A 17,231-nucleotide genomic window follows, 5' to 3' on the forward strand; every position below is an offset into this window, starting at 1 on the left:
CCTCGCGCCCGGCGGAGCCGCCGGCCTGCCCCCGACACCACGCCCCCAACGCCCCGCCCCAATGCCGCGCCCCACGACACCCCCATGACCCTCTTCGCCCTTCCGAACCACCCGGTGCCCGATGGCTGCGTCGATGGCGAGATCGTCGCCGCCGACGGCATCCGGCTGCGCTTCGCCCGCTTCATGCCCGAAGGCCGGGCCAAGGGCACCGTGGCGGTGCTCGGCGGACGGTGCGAGTTCATCGAGAAATATTTCGAGGTGGTGCGCGAGCTGCGTTCGCGCGGCTTCGCGGTAGCGCTGCTGGATTGGCGCGGACAGGGCGGCTCCCAGCGCCTGCTGCGCAATCCGCTGAAGGGGCACGTCACCCGCTTCGCCGACTATCAGCTGGACCTCGAAATCTTCGCCCGCGAGATCCTGCTGCCCGACTGCCCGCCGCCGCACTTCGCCCTCGCCCATTCCATGGGCGCCACCATCCTCCTCTCCTCGGTGCTGGAAGGGCGGCGCTGGTTCGATCGCATGGTGCTCAGCGCGCCCATGCTCGCCCTTGATTCGGTGCCCTTCGAGGCGGTGATCCGCCCGCTCTCCATCGGCCTGGCCCACATCGGCTTCGCCCGCGCGTTCGTGCCCGGCGGGCGCGGCCGCGCGCTGGCAAAGATGCGCTTCGAGGGCAATCCGGTGACCTCCGACCGGGGGCGCTTCGAGCGCACGCAGGCCCTCGCACGCACATTTCCGCAGCTCGACCTCGGTGCGCCGACCATCGGCTGGCTGGCCGGCGCCTACCAGACCATGGCGGAGCTGACCCATCCGGACACCATCGCGCGGATCCGCCAGCCGCTGCTCATCATCGCCGCGGGCGGCGAGCGCCTGGTGTCCAACAAGGCCATCGAGCATTTCTCGGCGCGGCTCATCGCCGGCGCCCACGTGGTGGTGCCGGCGAGCCGCCATGAGCTGCTGATGGAGCGCGACATCTTCCGCGCCCAATTCTGGGCGGCGTTCGACGCCTTCGTCCCCGGAACGCCGGTGTTCTGAGCCTTTCGGAAAGCGCGGAGACTCAGGCGCCGAGCTGGCGCAGGGCCGCCTCGTGCACCTTGCGGCTGCCGGCCGCGACCACCCGCCCGCCAGCCACGGGCGAGCCCCCCTCCCAACTGGTGACGATGCCGCCGGCCCCCTCGATGATGGGCACGAGCGCGATCACGTCGTGATCCTGCAGCCCGGTCTCGATGACGAGATCGATGAGGCCGGCCGCCACCATGCAATAGGCGTAGCAGTCGCCGCCGTAGCGCGAGAGACGCACCCGCTCCTCCACCGTGCTGAAGGCGGCAAGGTCCTCCGCTTCCATCAGGCGGGGACTGGTGGTGTAGAGCACCGCGTCCTCCAGCCGGTCGCAGGCGCGGGTGGCGAGGATGCGCTCCCCCGCGGGCCCGAGATAGCGCGCCACCCCGCCGTCGCCGAAGAAGCGCTCGCCGATGAAGGGCTGGTGCATCATGCCGTAGACCGGGTCGCCCTCCTTCAGCAGGCCGATCAGCGTGCCCCAGGCGGGCAGGCCGGCGATGAAGGACTTGGTGCCGTCGATGGGGTCGAGTGCCCAGGTGTAGGGCCCTTCGGCGGGCACGTTATCGAACTCCTCGCCGATGATGCCGTGGGCCGGAAAGGTGGAGCGGATCAGGCTGCGCATGGCCTGCTCGCCCGCCCGGTCGGCCTCGGTGACAGGATCGAAGCCGAAGCCGCGGCCGGCGCCCTTGTCCTCGATGCCGAGGGTGGTGCGGAAGAAGGGCAGGATGGCCTCGCCCGAGACGGTCGCGAGCTGGTGGACGAAGGCGTCGAAATCGACCGCGGTCATGGGCGCTCCGAAAGGTCCGGCACGGGCAGGCGGCGGGGCGAGACGGCGTCCCGCCGGAGCGGCAAGAAAGCGCGCGCGTCGGCCCCTGCCAAGCGAAAACTGGACGACGCCGGCCGGCAGGAAGACGCATTTACCGTTCTGGATCGCCGGCGACGCGGCGATGACCTCGCCGGAGGCAGCTGCATCGCGAAGCCGCATAACGAATGAGCAATCGGCAGCGAAGGCACTGGCAACGAATGGTTTTAAATTTGTACGAGTGCACAAACTATCCGCCGGTACCGGTCTTGTCGCGCACGGGGGGCGGGCGCATATTATTGCGGCGCGGCAATGCTTTTTGCAGTGCCGCTGCCCTCCTTGGGCGTTTCCTCCCTAGACTTGGGCCGCTGCGATTTCGCTAGCGGCCCCTTTCTTTTTTGGGACCTGCGCTCCCTGCGACATGGGCGATCGCCCCGTGCGCGGACCCCCAAGGCTCCCGCTAAGCCTCCGGATTGCGAAGCGGTCTGCCCCCGAGCCCGTCCGGGAGATTCCCGCCTGGCGCTTCCTTCAGAGACGCGCCCCTCGCTCCGGCGACACGGCGCCCCCGCCAGCAGACCCGCTCTATCGAAAGACGCGGCACCTCCGGCCCACCGTGGGACCCGAGTCGCTTCATGTTTGATTGTGCAGCGCGGGCGCAAGGTTCGCGGGCGGTCGAAAATCGACTCCAAAAACGTTTTAAATATCAGGGTCTTAATACTGTATACCAGAGTGCGACAAACCGGCACTTGATTTCTGGCACTGCACTCGGCTATTTGTGCATAGCGACACGGCGATTGGCGTCGCTGTGTCGCTGCCCTCCTTGGGCGTTTCCTCCCTAGACTTGGGCCGTCTGCTCACGCGGACGGCCCCTTTCTTTTTCGGCTGCTTCGTTCGGCATTCGCCTTTACGTCAGCCTTCAGTCTAGGCCCCCTGTCTCAGCCTTCTTGGGATGCTGCACCCTTCGCGGGGCGCGGTCTGGCGCCGCTTGCATCCGTGCGCGACCCAGGCTCTCCGAAAGGTTCGCCAACGCGACCAGTGCGGTCAGCGAGCGATGATCGGAGCGTTGCCGGGAGGCGCGCGCAATGTGGTAGCGCTGCCATTCGAAAAACGCAAGGCACCATGCTCAAAAATGCAGGGCTATGTCATTCCGCTGCAGCACGGTGCGGCGCCAGGCCGTCGGAAACCGCATCGAACAGCTCCGGCAGGATCGCCCTGATGTCGGACCTCAGCTGCTCGAACCCGCTGTTTCGCTCATAGGCCGCCTCGTCCATGTAGAGGCCGCGGTTGATCTCGATCTGCACCGCGTGGAGGCCGGCCGCGGGGTTGCCGTAATGCTCGGTGATGTAGCCGCCGGCGTAGGGCTTGTTCCGCACCACCCGATAGCCGCGCGCCGAAAGCGCGCGCTCGATGGCGTCCGTCACCACCTCGCTGCAGCTGGTGCCGTAGCGATCGCCGATGACCAGATCGGCCCGCGCGATGTCCTCGCGCGCCGAGTTGGACGGCATGGAATGACAATCCACCAGCACGGCGAGGCCCCACTGGCGCTGGATGCGCCCCACCAGACGGCGCAGCGCCTGGTGATAGGGCTTGTAATAGGTCTCGATGCGCTCGATCGCCTCGTTCACCGCCAGCCGCCGCGGATAGATCTCCTGCGCGTCGCCCACCACGCGGGCGATGGTGCCGAGCCCGCCGGAGACGCGAATCGAGCGCGTGTTGGCGAATGGCGGCAGCCGCCCCTCGAACATGCGCGGGTCGAGCTCGTAGGGCTCGCGGTTGAGATCGAGGAAGGAGCGCGGGAACAGCGCCCGCATCAGCGGCGCCCCTCCCGCGACCGCATCGAGGAACAGCTCGTCGACGAACGTGTCCTCGGACCGGCGCAGGGTCGGGAAGTCGAGCCGGGTCTGCTCGACGAAGCTGCGCGGATAGATCCGGCCCGAATGGGGAGAGTTGAAGACGAACGGCGCGGTCGCCTCCGCCGGAGCCAGCACCTCGAATGCGGGATCAATGGTGTCGGCGAGACAGGCGGTCATCAAGAGCCCAGCACCTTGGAATTGTTCCAGAATTAGCCATGCACCGGCGGCGCATCATGGCCCGGCCGCGCGCCGCTTGTGAAGGGGAGGCGGAACCTTCACTTCGAATTTACCCGATTGCGGCAGACAAGTCATATGGACCCCGGCCCCGGCCAGGGGGCGGACAGAACACGACATCAGGGGAAGCGGCGTGGCCAAGATCCTGCTCGCTGAAGACGACAACGACATGCGCCGCTTTCTGGTGAAGGCGCTACAGAATGCGGGCTACTCCGTCGCCTCCTGCGACAATGGGCGCTCGGCCTACGAGCGGATGCGCGAGGAGCCGTTCGAGCTTCTGCTCACCGATATCGTGATGCCCGAGATGGACGGTATCGAGCTCGCCCGCCGCGCCACCGAGCTCGACCCCGATCTCAAGGTGATGTTCATCACCGGCTTCGCCGCCGTCGCCCTCAACGCCGATGGCGAGGCGCCCACCGAGGCCAAGGTGCTCTCCAAGCCCTTCCATCTGCGCGATCTCGTGAGCGAGGTCGGCAAGATGCTGGCGGCGGCCGCCTGACCATCCACAATCGCCCGCACACCCCGCCTTGCCTCCGGCGATTTCAGCCGATATAGAGGCGCTTCCTGCGAGGGGGCGCGTAGCTCAGCGGGAGAGCACTACGTTGACATCGTAGGGGTCACAGGTTCGATCCCTGTCGCGCCCACCATCCCTCACCTTCGTCCTGCCGGTCGCCGCACCGGGCTTGCTGCGGCACCCATCCGCCCGGCGCGCCCGCGCGTACCGGTTGGCCGTGCACGCGCCGTCCGATTGACGGGACAGCGGCGCGGCGCCATCACACCGGCGCAAGCGAGGACCCGATGACCCATCTGCCGCCGACGGCCGCCGAGGCCGCGCATCTGCCGCCCGACCATCCCAAGGTCGCCTTCGGCCGCATCGGCGTCCTCATCGTCAACCTCGGCACGCCCGAGGGCACGGACTACTGGTCCATGCGGGCCTATCTGAAGGAGTTCCTTTCCGACCGGCGGGTGATCGAAGTGAACCGCGCGGTGTGGTGGTTCGTGCTCAACGCCATCATCCTCACCAAGCGGCCGGGTCCCAAGGGGCGCGACTACGCCAGCATCTGGAACACCGAGCGCGACGAAGGCCCGCTCAAGACCATCACCCGCGCCCAGGCCGAGCGCCTCGCCGCCCATTGCGCCGGCCTTGATCCGCGCATCGTGGTGGATTTCGCCATGCGCTACGGCAAGCCGCCCATCGCCGAGCGGCTCGCGGCGCTGCAGGCCCAGGGCTGCGAGCGCATCCTCCTGGTGCCGCTCTATCCGCAATATTCAGCCGCCACCTCCGCCACCGTTTGCGACAAGGCGTTCGACGCGCTGAAGGCCATGCGCTGGCAGCCGACGCTGCGCGTCGCCCCGCCCTGGCATGACGACCCGGTCTATATCGACGCGGTGGCGCGGGACCTGGAGCGCCATCTGGCGGCGCTGCCCTTCGAGCCGGAGGTGATCCTCGCCTCCTTCCACGGCGTGCCGGAATCCTATCTGCGCAAGGGCGACCCCTATCACTGCCAGTGCGCCAAGACCGCCCGCCTGCTGCGCGAGCGCCTGGGGCTCGACGACAAGCGGTTTCGCCTTACCTTCCAGTCACGCTTCGGCCGGGAGGAATGGCTGAAGCCCTATACCGATGCGACGGTAAAAAGCCTCGCCGAGAGCGGCGTGAAGCGCCTCGCGGTGGTGAATCCGGGCTTCGTGGCCGACTGTCTTGAGACTTTGGAAGAGATTGGGGTTGAGAACCGCGAGATCTTCATGCATCACGGCGGCGAAGAATTTGCCGCCATCCCCTGCCTCAATGCCGGGGACGAGGGCCTTCGCGTGCTCACGGCCGTTGTGGAGCGGGAGCTGAAGGGCTGGGTCGGCTGATCCAAGGACGGAAACGCATGACCGAGATCACCCTGCGCCGCGCCTCCCTCGCGCAGATCCATGCCATGGCCCTGCGCAGCGAGATCCTGCTGCGCCCCGCCGTCTGCCGCGGCGCCAGCCACGGCCGCCACGCCCAGAGCCGCACCGCGCCCGAGAAGATCGACCCGCGCACGCTGGCCGTCCGCCGCAAGACCCGCAAGGTCTGAGCGGCGTTATCTCGGCCGTCACTCCCCCGCCGGACCGACCTTCGCGGCTTCCCAGCCGAGTATGGCGCGCTTGCGCGTCAGGCCCCAGTGGTAGCCGGTGAGGTCGCCGCTCTTGCCCAAGACGCGGTGGCAGGGCACCACGAACGAGATGGGATTCTTGCCGACGGCCGCGCCCACCGCCCGCGCCGCCTTCGGCCGGCCCACGTGCTCGGCTATGGTGGAATAGGTGGTGGCCCGGCCCATGGGGATGCGCAGCAGCGTCTCCCAGACCCGGATCTCGAAATCCGTGCCGATGAACACGATGCGCAGCGGCTGGTCGTCCTTCAGGGCTGCCGGCTCGAAGATGCGCGCCACGAGGGGTGCCGTCGCGGCCGGGTCTTCCACATAGGCCGCATTAGGCCAGCGTGAGCGCATGTCGGCGAGCGCCGCCGCCTCCTCGCCCGCATCGGCGAAGGCAAGGCCGCACAGGCCGCGCGGCGTGGACATGGCGAGGGCCTGGCCGAACGGCGAGGGATGGAAGCCGAAGCGGATGACGAGGCCATCCCCACCGGTCTTCCACTCGCCCGGCGACATGGCCTCGTGCACCACGAACAGGTCGTGGAGCCGCCCGGGGCCGGACAGGCCCAGTTCCAGCGCGGCGTCCAGCACGTTGGGGCACTCGGCGAGGACGCGGCGGGCGCGGTCCAGCGTCACCGCCTGCAGGAAGGCCTTGGGGGTGAGACCGCACCAGCGGCGGAAAAGGTCGGTCAGCGCGCGGGGGGAGACGCCAGCGGCGGCGGCGATGGCTTCCACCTCCGGCTGGTCGCGCACATGCCGCGAGATGTATTCCACCGCCCGGCGCACGACGTCATAGTCGCGGGCGGCGATGGCGAGCGGGGTCGCGGGCGCCGCGGCCATCGTGAGGCCCGACGGGGGCAGGATCAGCTCTTGGACATCGGGCGCCAGCACGGCACGTCTCCTTCGGATCAAGCGTCGCCTATCTCAGCAGAGCCGGCAAGTCGCGCCCACCCGATTCCGGCGCCGTGCCGGCTCGGCACGCTCAGGCCGGGTTGCGCTTGAGGGCCAGCGGACCGAAGCCCTGCTGCGAGGCCATGGACTGGATGCGGTTGATGTTGACGTGGCGCGGCGCGGTGCAGGCGAAGAACACCTGCTCTGCGATATCCTCGCCGGTCATGGGCTCGGTGCCGGAATACACGCTGTCGGCGCGGCCCTTGTCGCCGGCGAAGCGCACCACCGAGAATTCGGTCTCGGTGAGGCCCGGCTCGATGTTGGTCACGCGCACGCCGCTGCCGGCGAGATCGGCCCAGATGTTCAGCGAGAACTGCTTCACGAAAGCCTTGGTGGCGCCGTAGACGTTGGCGCCGGGATAGGAATAGTCGCCGGCGATGGAGCCGGTGAAGACCACATGCCCCTCCTTGCGCTCCACCATGGCCGGCAGCGTCGCGCGCACGGTGTAGAGCATGCCCGAGATGTTGGTTTCCACCATGGTGCGCCAGTCGTCGAGGCTCGCCGAGTGGGCCGGGTCGAGGCCCATGGCGAGGCCGGCATTGGCGAACACGATATTGTAGCCGTCGAACGGTGCCGGGAGGCCGGAGAAGGCCTCGAAGGTCGCCTTCTCGTCGCGCACGTCCAGCACCAGCGGCAGGATGAGGTCGCCAAACTCGGCCTTCAGCTCGTCCAGGCGCTCCGCCCGTCGCCCCACCGCCACCACCCGAGCGCCGGCGCTCGCAAAGCGCCGGACGGTGGCAGCGCCGATGCCCGAGGTGGCGCCGGTGACGATCAGGGTGAGCGAACGGGGATCGAGCATGGCCATGGAAAGCTCCAGCACGGCAACAGGAGGGGAAAATCTGCGCGGCGACGCGCTCCGCCGTGGATTAAACTGCCTTAACCATCGCGTCCATCCGCCGCCGGTAAACGGTATTGAGATATGGCATCTGCCTTGGTGCTGCCATGTTCTGCCGAAAGGGTGAGGCCCATCAGAGCCGGCAATGCACTTCGCTTGCCGCGCCGCGATCCGAACGTCGATGGCGCTTTCTGCGCGCCGCCCTTGCGGGTGGCGGTCGTTGCAGGGACACGCTAGGGTTTGCGGGCACGTCCGGAGAGGTATGGATGAAGGCGGTACATGTGACGGCGGCGCTGGCGCTGGCCCTTGGCGGGTGCAGCACAGAGCTCGACGGCTTCGGGGCGAAGCCGTCCGCCACGGCGGGCAACCGCGTTCTCACGGCGCCCACCGCATCGGTGGAGACTTCGCCGGCGCCCGGCAATGTGTCCACGGCCTCGGCCGATACGGCCACCGGCGCCATCAGTCCGCGCACCACCGCCTCCAACGTCCCCCTGACGCCGCCCTCGGCCAATCCCGGCGGCAGCGCCTACGCGCCGAGCGCCGCCAAGGAACAGGTGTCGGGCGCCTGGAGCTTTTCCTGGGATTCCGGCCGCGGCACCTGCCCGCTGCGCCTCGGCACCGACCGTGGTCTCTCCGGCCTCTCGGCCCAGGCCGACGTCTCCTGCCCCAGCGAGATCTTCATGACCAAGGGCTGGGACATGATGGGTCCAGACATCGTGCTGCAGAATCATCAGGGCAAGGTCACGGCCCGGCTCCAGCCGGCCGGCCCCAACCGTTACGTGGGCGTGATCGCCGACACCGGCCAGCAGGTCGCCCTCGTCCGTTGAGGGCGTTTCGACCGCCTCACCCCTCCACCGGCGCCGCCTCCCGCGCGCCGAAGCGTTCCTCGAACACCAGATCCTCCAGCGCCAGCCGCTGGCGCCATCCGGCCCGCTCCAGGTCCGGCGTAGCGGCGAAGGCGTCCACATAGCCGACGCACAACAGCGCGATGGGCACGATGGGATCAGGAATGCCGAGAACGCGGCGCAGGTCCGCCTCGGACAGGATCGACACCCACCCCACGCCGAGATTTTCCGCCCGCGCTGCGAGCCAGATGTTCTGCACGGCACAGACCGTGGAATAGATGTCCATCTCGCTCTGGTGGGTACGCCCCAGCACCACCGGCCCGGCGCGATCGCGCTCGCAGGTGACGCACAGGAGCAGCGGCGCCTCCATGAGGCCCTCCAGCTTCAGCGAGCGGTAGAGCTGCGCCCGCTCGCCCTCGAACATGTCCGCTGCTTCCGCATTGGCGCGGCTGAAGGCGGCGTGCAGCGCGGCCTTGGTGGCGGCCGCACGCACCAGGATGAAGTTCCACGGCTGGAGGAAGCCAACAGAAGGGGCCGCGTGACCCGCCGCCAGAACCCGGGCGAGCACATCGTCGGGCACCGGGTCCGGCCGGAAATGCCGCCGCACGTCGCGCCGCTCGGCGATGCAGCGATAGATGGCGGCGCGCTCGGCGGGCGAGAAGCTGTCGTCCCGGCTCATCGACACGCCCTCCCCGTTCTCGTTCGCGGCATTCGGCGGCAGGTTGCCGGCAAAATCAATCCCCATCCAGCAGCCGGCCCACCGCCTGGCGCCAGGCCGAGAGCCGCGCACTCCGGTCCGTGGGCGCCATCTGCGGCGTGAAGCGCCGCTCCAGCCGCCACTGCCCGGCAAACACGTCCGGCGGGGGAAAGAAGCCGCAGGCGAGGCCGGCGAGATACGCGGCGCCGAGCACCGTCGTCTCCTTCTGCACCGGCCGGTCCACCGGCGCGCCGAGGAGGTCGGCGAGTCGCTGCATGGTGAAGTCCGACGCGGTCATCCCGCCGTCCACCCGCAGCACCGTATCGTCGGCCGCGCCCGGCCAGTCGGCATGCATGGCGTCGAGCAGGTCGACGGTCTGGAAGCACACGCTCTCCAGCGCCGCCCGCGCCAGCTCGGCGGGGCCCGTGGCGCGGGTGAGGCCGAACAGGGCGCCACGTACGTCGGGACGCCAATAGGGCGCGCCGAGACCGACGAAGGCCGGCACCAGGATCACGTCCTGCCCGTCATCCGCCCGCAACGCCAAATCGTCGCTCTCGCTGGCGCGGGCGATGATGCCCAGCCCGTCCCGCAGCCACTGCACCGCCGCCCCGGCAACGAAGATGGAGCCCTCCAGCGCATAGGTGCGCCGCCCGTCGATCTGGTAGGCGATGGTGGTGAGGAGCCGCCGGGTGGAGACCACCGGCGTCGCGCCGGTGTTGAGCAGAGCGAAGCAGCCCGTGCCATAGGTGGATTTCACCATGCCGGGGCTGAAGCAGGCCTGCCCCACCACCGCCGCCTGCTGGTCCCCCGCCATGCCGCGGACGGGGATGGGGCCGCCGAACAGCGCCGGGTCCGTCGTGCCGAAGGCGGCGGCGCAGTCCATCACCTGCGGCAGCAGGGCGCGCGGGACCCCGAATATGGCGAGGAGGTCGTCGTCCCACGCGCCCTTGTGGATGTCGAACAGCAGGGTGCGCGCCGCATTGGTGGCGTCGGTGGCGTGGGCGCGCCCGCCCGTGAGCCGGAAGAGCAGGAAGCTGTCCACCGTGCCGAAGGCGAGTTCGCCCTTCTCCGCCCGCTCGCGCGCACCGGGCACGGCGTCGAGGATGTGGGCGATCTTGGTGGCGGAGAAATAGGGGTCGATGAGGAGGCCGGTGCGCGCCTTCACCAGCGGCCCGTGTCCCGCCGCCTCCAGCCGCGCGCAGGTCGGTGCCGTCCGGCGGTCCTGCCAGACGATGGCGCGATGGATGGCGCGACCGGTGGCGCGCTCCCACACCAGCGTGGTCTCGCGCTGGTTGGTGATGCCGATGGCGGCGATGTCGGCCGGCCCGGCCCCGGCCTCGGCGAGCGCCGCGCGGCAGCAGCGCAGCACGGTGCCTAAGATGTCCTCCGCCTCCTGCTCCACGTGGGCGGAAGCGGGGAAATGCTGCGGCAGCTCCTCCTGCGCCATGGCGGCGACGGAGCCGTCCCGGCGCACCAGCAGCGCCCGCGACGAGGTGGTGCCCTGGTCGATGGCAAGGATGTAGGCGGCCATGGCGTCCTCCCTTTATTGCTGTTCAGCCGCCGTCGCGGGTCGCCATGTAGGCGTCGAGCGCCACTGCTTCCGGCGCCGAGGTGCGCAGGCCCAGCTTCGAGCGGCGCCATAGCACTTCGGCGGCGGTCATGGCCCATTCCCGGTCCATCAGCCAGTCCACTTCCCGTGCGCACAGATGCGCGCCGAACCAGTCGCCGAGGTCGTCCTCGTCGACGACGCCCTCAAGCAGGCGGAAGGCATCGGTGCCATAGGCGCGGGCGAGGCGGGCGAGCAGGGCCGGATCGAGGGCCGGAAAGCTGGCGCGCAGGGCGCGGGCGAGATGGTCGAACCCCTGCCGGGGAAATCCGCCGCCCGGCAGAGGCGCGGTGGCAGTGAAGGCCGGGCCAAGGGCGGGAAGGTGCGGCGCGAGGCGCTCCATCGCCGCCTCGGCGAGGCGCCGGTAGGTGGTGATCTTGCCGCCGAAGACGGTGAGGAGCGGCGCCTCCCCCTCCGGCGCGTCGAGGGAGAGCACATAGTCGCGGGTGGCCGCCTGGGCGGTGCCGGCGCCGTCGTCATAGAGCGCACGCACGCCCGAATAGGTCCACACCACCTGCTCGGGAGCGATGGCGGCGGCGAAATATTCGCTCGCCGCCGCGCACAGATAGGCCACTTCGTCGGGCGTTGCCTGCGCCTCCCCGGGCCGGCCGCTGAAGTCGCGGTCGGTGGTGCCTATGAGAGTGAAGTCGCCCTCGTAGGGAATGGCGAAGATGATCCGCCCGTCGGCGTTCTGGAAGATGTAGCAGCGCTCGTGGGCATAGAGGCGAGGCACCACGATGTGGCTGCCTTGCACGAGGCGCAGCGGCGCCGGCGCCTTCACCTTCAGGGCGTCGAGCACCTCCCCCGCCCACGGGCCGGCGGCGTCCACCAGCACCCGCGCCTCCACCGTTTCGGCCAGGCCGGCGCGCTCGGTGGCGATCACCCACCGCCCCGCCGCACGCTGGGCCCCGGTGACGCGGGTGCGCGGGCGGATGGAGGCGCCGCGATCGGCGGCATCGCGGGCGTTGAGCACCACGAGGCGCGAATCCTCCACCCAGCAGTCGGAATATTCAAACGCCCGCGCAAGGCCCGGTCGCAGCGGCAGGCCGGCGGGGTCGCGCCGCAGGTCGAGCGTTCGGGTGGGGGGCAGCAGGCGGCGCCCGCCCAGGTGGTCGTAGATCCACAGGCCGAGCCGCAGCATCCAGGCGGGCCGCAGGCCCGGATGGTGCGGCAGCACGAAGCGCAGCGGCCAGACGATGTGCGGGGCGATGCCCCACAGCACCTCGCGCTCGGCCAGCGCCTCGCGCACCAGGCGGAACTCGTAATATTCGAGATAGCGCAACCCGCCGTGGATGAGCTTGGTGGAGGCCGAGGAGGTGCCTGAGGCGAGGTCGGCCTTCTCGAACAGCACCACCGAGAGCCCGCGCCCAGCCGCATCGCGGGCGATGCCGCAGCCGTTGATGCCGCCGCCGACGATGGCGAGGTCGAAGACTTGCCCGCTCTCATCCATCTCCGCCTCCGGGGCGCGCCGCCCGGCGGCGGCCGCCAGAATCGGTGCGTGCTCCCCCAGGGACGATGACCGAGCGGCGGGCGGCGTCAACGCCCTCCGCGCCCGTCCGCCGTAGTCGGGTGTGGACGACGATGCCGGCGCTACAGGCCGATCAGGCCGCCGGCGGTGAAGCCGCCGTCCACGTTAATGGTCTGGCCGGTGACGTAGGACGATTTCTCCGGGTCGAGCAGGAAGGCGATGGTCCCCGCCATTTCCTTCGGCTCGGCATAGCGCTTCAGCGGCACCGTGCGCAGCCACGCGGCGCGGGATTCGGCGGTGTGGACCGCCTTGACCAGCGGCGTCTCCACCGGTCCGGGGGCGATGGCGTTGACGCGGATGCCCATCGCCGCGAACTCCACAGCGAGGATCTTGGTGAGCACCACCACCGCGCCCTTGGACGAGCCATAAGCCGAGCGCCCGAGATTGCCCCGGATGCCGGAGACCGAGGCGATGTTGACGATGGAGCCGGCGCCGCGCGCCTGCATCACCTTCGCCGCCTCGCGCGCCATCAGGAAGGTGCCCACCACGTTCACGTCTAGGATCTTGCGGAACAGCTCCGCAGAGGTCTCCAGCGCCGGGATATCGCGGGCGATGCCGGCGGAATTGACCATGCCCCACAGCGGTCCGAAGCTCGCCTCCGTCTCGGTGACGAGCTTCACCACCTGCGCCTCGTCGGAAATGTCCGCCTCAACCACGCGCGCCGCGTCGCCATGGGCGGCGAGGGCCGCGCGGGCCTTCTCCACATTTTCCGGCACGAGGTCCGCAGCGACGACGCGCCAGCCCTCGGCCAGAAGCTCCTCCACCACAGCGAGCCCGATGCCGGACGCCCCGCCCGTCACGATGATGCTTCCCTGCCTTGCCACGGCGTTCCTCCCTAAGGGTGATGGATGGTGATGGTTGCGCTCAGATCAGCCCGCGCTCGGCCAGCGCCTCGCGCACCATTTTCTTGGTGATCTTGCCGTAGGCCGATTTCGGCAGCTCGGCCCAGAAATGCACCCGGCGGGGCAGTTTGTAGCGGGCGACCTTGCCATCGAGGAAGGCGACCAGTTCCTCGTCGGTGACGCTCTGCCCGTCTCTCAGCACGCAGACGGCGACGCCCACCTCGCCCCACATGGGATCGGGCACGCCGAGGATCGCCACCTCGGCGATAGCGGGGTGGGTGAGCACCTTCTCCTCCACCTCGCGCGGATAGACGTTGGAGCCGCCGGAAATGTACATGTCCGAGGCGCGGCCGGTGATGTAGACGAAGCCCTCCGCGTCCATGTGGCCGAGGTCGCCGGTGCGGAACCAGCCGTCGCGGAACGCCTTCGCATTGGCTTCGGGGTTGTCGTAATAGCCGGCCAGCACCGCCGGGCCGCAGACGCAGATCTCCCCGGTCTCGAAGGGCGCGACCTCGCGGCCTGCGTCGTCCTGGATCTGCACCTGCATGCCGGTGCGCTCGAAGCCGCAGGTGCCGATCTTCACATGCGGGCCGTCCTCGGGATCGTGCAGGCGCGGCGGCAGGACGGTGATGTTGCCCGTCACCTCGCCGAGGCCGAAATACTGCACCAGCACCTTGCCCAGCTTCCTCAAGGCAAACTTCTGATCCTCCCGGTACATGGGCGCGCCGGCGTAGATCACATAGCGCAACGAGGAATGGTCGAACCGGTCCACCGACGGGTGCTCGGTGAGGAGCTTGGTGATGGTGGGCACGGTGAACATGTTGGTCACGCGCCATTCCTCCACCAGCCGCCACGCCTCGGCCGCGTCGAACCGCTCGGAGGGCATGAGGATGGTCTTCACCCCGCGCGCCACCTGCACCAGCTGGTGGATGCCCGCCCCGTGGGAGAGCGGCGCCACCACCAGGGAGGCGTCCTCCTCCGTGGTGCCGGGCATCAGGTCGCACAGGTGATTGGTGATGACGAAGGCCATCTGGCCGTGGGTGAGCACCGCCGCCTTGGGCCTGCCGGTGGTGCCGGAGGTGAAGAAGAACCAGCAGGGATCGTCGTGCTCCACGTCGGCCACGGGCACGCGCTCCCCGAGCCGGGCGGCGACGAGGGCGCCATAGTCCGGCCCGAAGGGCGCTTCGCCGATGGCGATGACCGTGCCGAGGTCCGGCACCGCCGCTTGCACCGCTGCCACATGGGCGGGAAAGTCGCGATGGCAGATCATCACCCGCGCCCCGGCGGCGGAGGCGAGATAGGCGACCTCGTCCGGGGTCTGGCGGAAATTGGTCGGCACCCACACCGCGCCGAGGCGGAAGGTGGCGAACAGGCTCTCGAACATTTCGAGGCAGTTCTTCGACTGCACCAGGATGCGGTCGCCCTTGGTCACGCCGCGGGCGGCAAGCTCCGCCGCCATGGCATCCGCACGCGCGTCCATCTCGCTCCAGGTCACGGTGCGCTCACCCTCGACGAAGGCGATGTGCGCCGGCAGCCGCCGCGCCTGCTGGCGCAGGAAATGGGACAGGTTCATCACCCTCCGGCTGATCCGGGCGACGCCGCCCTTGGGCGCGTCGGCCGGGGCGGAAAGGGGACTTGCGGACATGGACGTGCTCCAATGGATAGGCGGGGCAGGGACGGCAGGAGGCCTGCGCCTCGGCCGCATCCTCCCGGCGATGGTGCGGGTTTCAGGGGACCGCCTTGGCGACGATGCGGGCGGGCCGTGGCGGCGGGGGGTGCTCGGCGCGCGCTCCGCCCAACTGGGCCTCCAGCAGCGCGGCCTCGCGTTTGAGAAGGGGCACGAGCTCGCCTTGCCGTTCGGCCGTCAGGCGGCTCTCGATGGCGGCGAGGGAGAGGGCGCCCAGGGGTCGCCCGTTCGGTGCGCGCACCGGCACGCCGATGCCCCACGAGCCGGCCACGTAGAGGCCGGGGTTCAGGGCATAGCCGCGAGCCCGCGTATCGGCGATGGCGGCGCGCAGCACCGCAGGCGGATAGCCGGGATAGGCGGCGGCCAGCGCATCGGCATTCGCCTCCAGCACCCACTCCGCCTCCGCATCCGGCAAGGCGGCGAGCAGAGCGAGGCCGCCGGCGCCGATACCGAGGGGGTGCCGGTCCCCGGCCTGGAGCACGTGGGTGCGGATGGGAAAAGTGCCCTCCTCGCGGTGCAGGCACACGGAGAAGGCGCCCCGCGGCACCGACAGGAAGGCGCAGTCGCCGCTGGAGCGGGCGATGCGCGACAGCCCGTCAAGGGCGAGGGCATGGATCCCGAAACGCGTCCCGGCTAGGGTGCCGAGGACATAGGCTTCCGGCCCCACATGGTAGCGGCGGGTCGTCTCGTCCTGATCGAGCAGGCCGGTGCGCACCAGGGCGAGGAGCACCCGGCGCACGGTGGGCTTGGGCAGACCCGAGAGGGAGACGAGATCGGCAAGGCGCGCCCCGGCCGGCGCGGCGCGGCCCACCAGCAGCAGCAGGCGGACCGCGCGCTCGATGCTCTGGGTGCCTCCGACCGCGGCCTCGGGCGCGCCGGTGCCCGCCTCATGCCGCTGCCCCGATCGGACCGAAGGCAGCTTCGGTGCCCGTCCCACGCGCGCTCCCTGATCCATGATATGGACCTAGATGTTGATATCATTGAGATCGCAGCAACGCAGCGTCTGCATCGACCTTAACCCCCTTGCGAAATCGCGACAAGCGGGCCAGCATGTGCGTCGGGAAAAGAGGTCCATATATTGGACCCAATGGAAACAAGGCCGGCCATTCGAGCGCCGCGCCACCAGGAGGAGCACCGAGGATGAACGTGACCCGTCGCACCCTGATGAAGGCGGGCGCCGCCACGGCGCTGGCCGGAGGCGTGTTCGCCCCGGCGGTCTTCGCCCCCCATGTCGCGCGGGCGCAGAGCGCGGAATTCTCCTACAAATACGCCAACAACCTGCCCGTCACGCACCCCATGAACGTGCGCGCCGGCGAGATGGCGGAAAAGATCAAGGCCGAGACGCAGGGCCGGGTCGAGATCAAGGTGTTCCCCTCCAGCCAGCTCGGCGGCGACACCGACATGCTGAGCCAGCTGCGCTCGGGCGGCATCGAATTCTTCACCCTCTCCCCGCTGATCCTCTCGACGCTGGTGCCCAACGCCTCCATCAGCGGCATCGGCTTCGCGTTCCCCGGCTATGGCGAAGTGTGGAAGGCCATGGATGGCGACCTCGGCGCCTATGTGCGCGGCCAGATCGCCAAGGCCGGCATCGTCGCCATGGACAAGATCTGGGACAACGGCTTCCGCCAGATCACCACGTCCACCAAGCCCATCGAGACCGCCGCCGATCTCAAGGGCCTGAAGATCCGCGTGCCGGTCTCGCCGCTGTGGACCTCCATGTTCAAGGCGTTCGAGAGCGCCCCCGCCTCCCTCAACTTCGCCGAGGTCTACACCGCGCTGCAGACCCGCACGGTGGATGCGCAGGAGAATCCCCTCGCCATCATCTCCACGGCGAAGCTCTACGAGGTGCAGAAATACTGCTCCGTCACCAACCACATGTGGGACGGCTTCTGGTTCCTCGCCAACCGCCGCGCGTTCGAGAAGCTGCCGGAGGACCTGCGCGCCGTGGTGGCGAAGCACATCAACGCCGCCGGCGTGCTGGAGCGCGAGGATGTGTTCGCGCTCAACGGCACCCTGCGCAAGGAGCTCACCGAGAAGGGCCTCGTCTTCAACGAGCCGAAGGTGGAGTCCTTCCGCGACCAGCTGCGCAAGGCCGGCTTCTACGCCGAGTGGAAGGGCAAGTATGGCGACGAGGCCTGGGCCACTCTGGAGAAGTACACCGGTCCCCTGTCCTGAGCC

16 protein-coding genes and 1 tRNA gene are annotated in these 17,231 nt (G+C 69.4%); 7 read left to right on the forward strand and 10 right to left on the reverse strand.

Going from position 1 to position 17,231, the window contains the following annotated elements:
• Nucleotides 1-84: 84 nt before the first annotated feature.
• Nucleotides 85-1,029, forward strand: coding sequence for an alpha/beta fold hydrolase (locus ABLE93_RS17165; RefSeq protein WP_348841069.1), 945 nt, complete (start codon nucleotides 85-87; stop codon nucleotides 1,027-1,029).
• A gap of 22 nt (nucleotides 1,030-1,051) precedes the next feature.
• On the opposite strand, the gene hisN is transcribed toward ABLE93_RS17165, so the two are convergent.
• Together hisN and ABLE93_RS17175 are read right to left on the reverse strand one after the other, a co-directional pair.
• Nucleotides 1,052-1,840: a histidinol-phosphatase gene (gene hisN / locus ABLE93_RS17170; RefSeq protein ID WP_348841070.1), complete on the reverse strand. Its 789-nt coding sequence runs from the start codon at nucleotides 1,838-1,840 to the stop codon at nucleotides 1,052-1,054.
• Between the two features lie 1,157 nt (nucleotides 1,841-2,997).
• Complete coding sequence (locus tag ABLE93_RS17175; RefSeq protein WP_348841071.1) at nucleotides 2,998-3,885, reverse strand: N-formylglutamate amidohydrolase; 888 nt, start codon at nucleotides 3,883-3,885, stop codon at nucleotides 2,998-3,000.
• 190 nt (nucleotides 3,886-4,075) lie between these two features.
• Between ABLE93_RS17175 and cpdR the strand changes: the two genes are divergently transcribed.
• From cpdR to ABLE93_RS17195, 4 genes are all read left to right on the forward strand, one after another.
• Nucleotides 4,076-4,441: a cell cycle two-component system response regulator CpdR gene (cpdR, locus tag ABLE93_RS17180; protein ID WP_348841072.1), complete on the forward strand. Its 366-nt coding sequence runs from the start codon at nucleotides 4,076-4,078 to the stop codon at nucleotides 4,439-4,441.
• A 73-nt stretch (nucleotides 4,442-4,514) separates the two neighbouring features.
• Nucleotides 4,515-4,589 (forward strand) — tRNA-Val (locus tag ABLE93_RS17185).
• Nucleotides 4,590-4,740: 151 nt separating this feature from the next.
• A complete protein-coding gene (hemH, locus tag ABLE93_RS17190; RefSeq protein WP_348841073.1) occupies nucleotides 4,741-5,799 on the forward strand; it encodes a ferrochelatase in 1,059 nt (352 codons plus the stop codon).
• A gap of 17 nt (nucleotides 5,800-5,816) precedes the next feature.
• On the forward strand, nucleotides 5,817-6,005 hold the full coding sequence (locus ABLE93_RS17195) for a hypothetical protein (protein WP_348841074.1): 189 nt from the start codon (nucleotides 5,817-5,819) through the stop codon (nucleotides 6,003-6,005).
• Between the two features lie 18 nt (nucleotides 6,006-6,023).
• Here ABLE93_RS17195 and ABLE93_RS17200 read toward each other — a convergent pair whose 3' ends face one another.
• Nucleotides 6,024-6,902, reverse strand: a complete 879-nt coding sequence (locus ABLE93_RS17200; protein ID WP_348841198.1) for a methylated-DNA--[protein]-cysteine S-methyltransferase — start codon at nucleotides 6,900-6,902, stop codon at nucleotides 6,024-6,026.
• Between the two features lie 142 nt (nucleotides 6,903-7,044).
• Complete coding sequence (locus ABLE93_RS17205) at nucleotides 7,045-7,818, reverse strand: SDR family NAD(P)-dependent oxidoreductase (RefSeq protein ID WP_348841075.1); 774 nt, start codon at nucleotides 7,816-7,818, stop codon at nucleotides 7,045-7,047.
• A 296-nt stretch (nucleotides 7,819-8,114) separates the two neighbouring features.
• On the opposite strand from ABLE93_RS17205, the gene ABLE93_RS17210 reads away from it, so the two are divergent.
• Nucleotides 8,115-8,675, forward strand: coding sequence for a protease inhibitor Inh/omp19 family protein (locus ABLE93_RS17210; protein ID WP_348841076.1), 561 nt, complete (start codon nucleotides 8,115-8,117; stop codon nucleotides 8,673-8,675).
• 16 nt (nucleotides 8,676-8,691) lie between these two features.
• On the opposite strand, the gene bluB is transcribed toward ABLE93_RS17210, so the two are convergent.
• The 6 genes from bluB to ABLE93_RS17240 all read right to left on the reverse strand — a co-directional run bounded on the left by bluB (nucleotide 8,692) and on the right by ABLE93_RS17240 (nucleotide 15,990).
• Nucleotides 8,692-9,372: a 5,6-dimethylbenzimidazole synthase gene (gene bluB / locus ABLE93_RS17215; protein ID WP_348841077.1), complete on the reverse strand. Its 681-nt coding sequence runs from the start codon at nucleotides 9,370-9,372 to the stop codon at nucleotides 8,692-8,694.
• Nucleotides 9,373-9,427: 55 nt separating this feature from the next.
• Nucleotides 9,428-10,921, reverse strand: a complete 1,494-nt coding sequence (glpK, locus tag ABLE93_RS17220; RefSeq protein WP_348841078.1) for a glycerol kinase GlpK — start codon at nucleotides 10,919-10,921, stop codon at nucleotides 9,428-9,430.
• A gap of 22 nt (nucleotides 10,922-10,943) precedes the next feature.
• Nucleotides 10,944-12,446 carry a glycerol-3-phosphate dehydrogenase gene (gene glpD / locus ABLE93_RS17225; protein ID WP_348841079.1) on the reverse strand — a complete coding sequence of 501 codons (1,503 nt, stop codon included), beginning with the start codon at nucleotides 12,444-12,446 and terminating at the stop codon, nucleotides 10,944-10,946.
• A 140-nt stretch (nucleotides 12,447-12,586) separates the two neighbouring features.
• Nucleotides 12,587-13,348, reverse strand: a complete 762-nt coding sequence (locus ABLE93_RS17230; RefSeq protein ID WP_348841080.1) for an SDR family NAD(P)-dependent oxidoreductase — start codon at nucleotides 13,346-13,348, stop codon at nucleotides 12,587-12,589.
• Nucleotides 13,349-13,388: 40 nt separating this feature from the next.
• A complete protein-coding gene (locus ABLE93_RS17235; RefSeq protein ID WP_348841081.1) occupies nucleotides 13,389-15,011 on the reverse strand; it encodes an acyl-CoA synthetase in 1,623 nt (540 codons plus the stop codon).
• Nucleotides 15,012-15,093: 82 nt separating this feature from the next.
• Entirely contained in the window at nucleotides 15,094-15,990 is an 897-nt protein-coding gene (locus ABLE93_RS17240) for an IclR family transcriptional regulator (RefSeq protein WP_510183048.1), read from the reverse strand.
• A gap of 203 nt (nucleotides 15,991-16,193) precedes the next feature.
• Here ABLE93_RS17240 and ABLE93_RS17245 point away from each other — a divergent pair, with 203 nt between their 5' ends.
• A complete protein-coding gene (locus tag ABLE93_RS17245; RefSeq protein WP_348841082.1) occupies nucleotides 16,194-17,228 on the forward strand; it encodes a TRAP transporter substrate-binding protein in 1,035 nt (344 codons plus the stop codon).
• Nucleotides 17,229-17,231 lie beyond the last annotated feature (3 nt).

The sequence above is a fragment of the Xanthobacter pollutisoli genome (assembly GCF_040044995.1).
Taxonomy (GTDB): domain Bacteria; phylum Pseudomonadota; class Alphaproteobacteria; order Rhizobiales; family Xanthobacteraceae; genus Xanthobacter.

Coding starts and splice junctions, on each gene's coding strand:
- ABLE93_RS17165 (WP_348841069.1), top strand. CDS start 85: ATGACCCTCTTCGCCCTTCCGAACCACCCGGTGCCCGATGGCTGCGTC.
- hisN (WP_348841070.1), bottom strand. CDS start 1,840: ATGACCGCGGTCGATTTCGACGCCTTCGTCCACCAGCTCGCGACCGTC.
- ABLE93_RS17175 (WP_348841071.1), bottom strand. CDS start 3,885: ATGACCGCCTGTCTCGCCGACACCATTGATCCCGCATTCGAGGTGCTG.
- hemH (WP_348841073.1), top strand. CDS start 4,741: ATGACCCATCTGCCGCCGACGGCCGCCGAGGCCGCGCATCTGCCGCCC.
- ABLE93_RS17195 (WP_348841074.1), top strand. CDS start 5,817: ATGACCGAGATCACCCTGCGCCGCGCCTCCCTCGCGCAGATCCATGCC.
- ABLE93_RS17200 (WP_348841198.1), bottom strand. CDS start 6,902: ATGGCCGCGGCGCCCGCGACCCCGCTCGCCATCGCCGCCCGCGACTAT.
- ABLE93_RS17205 (WP_348841075.1), bottom strand. CDS start 7,818: ATGGCCATGCTCGATCCCCGTTCGCTCACCCTGATCGTCACCGGCGCC.
- ABLE93_RS17210 (WP_348841076.1), top strand. CDS start 8,115: ATGAAGGCGGTACATGTGACGGCGGCGCTGGCGCTGGCCCTTGGCGGG.
- bluB (WP_348841077.1), bottom strand. CDS start 9,372: ATGAGCCGGGACGACAGCTTCTCGCCCGCCGAGCGCGCCGCCATCTAT.
- glpK (WP_348841078.1), bottom strand. CDS start 10,921: ATGGCCGCCTACATCCTTGCCATCGACCAGGGCACCACCTCGTCGCGG.
- glpD (WP_348841079.1), bottom strand. CDS start 12,446: ATGGATGAGAGCGGGCAAGTCTTCGACCTCGCCATCGTCGGCGGCGGC.
- ABLE93_RS17235 (WP_348841081.1), bottom strand. CDS start 15,011: ATGTCCGCAAGTCCCCTTTCCGCCCCGGCCGACGCGCCCAAGGGCGGC.
- ABLE93_RS17245 (WP_348841082.1), top strand. CDS start 16,194: ATGAACGTGACCCGTCGCACCCTGATGAAGGCGGGCGCCGCCACGGCG.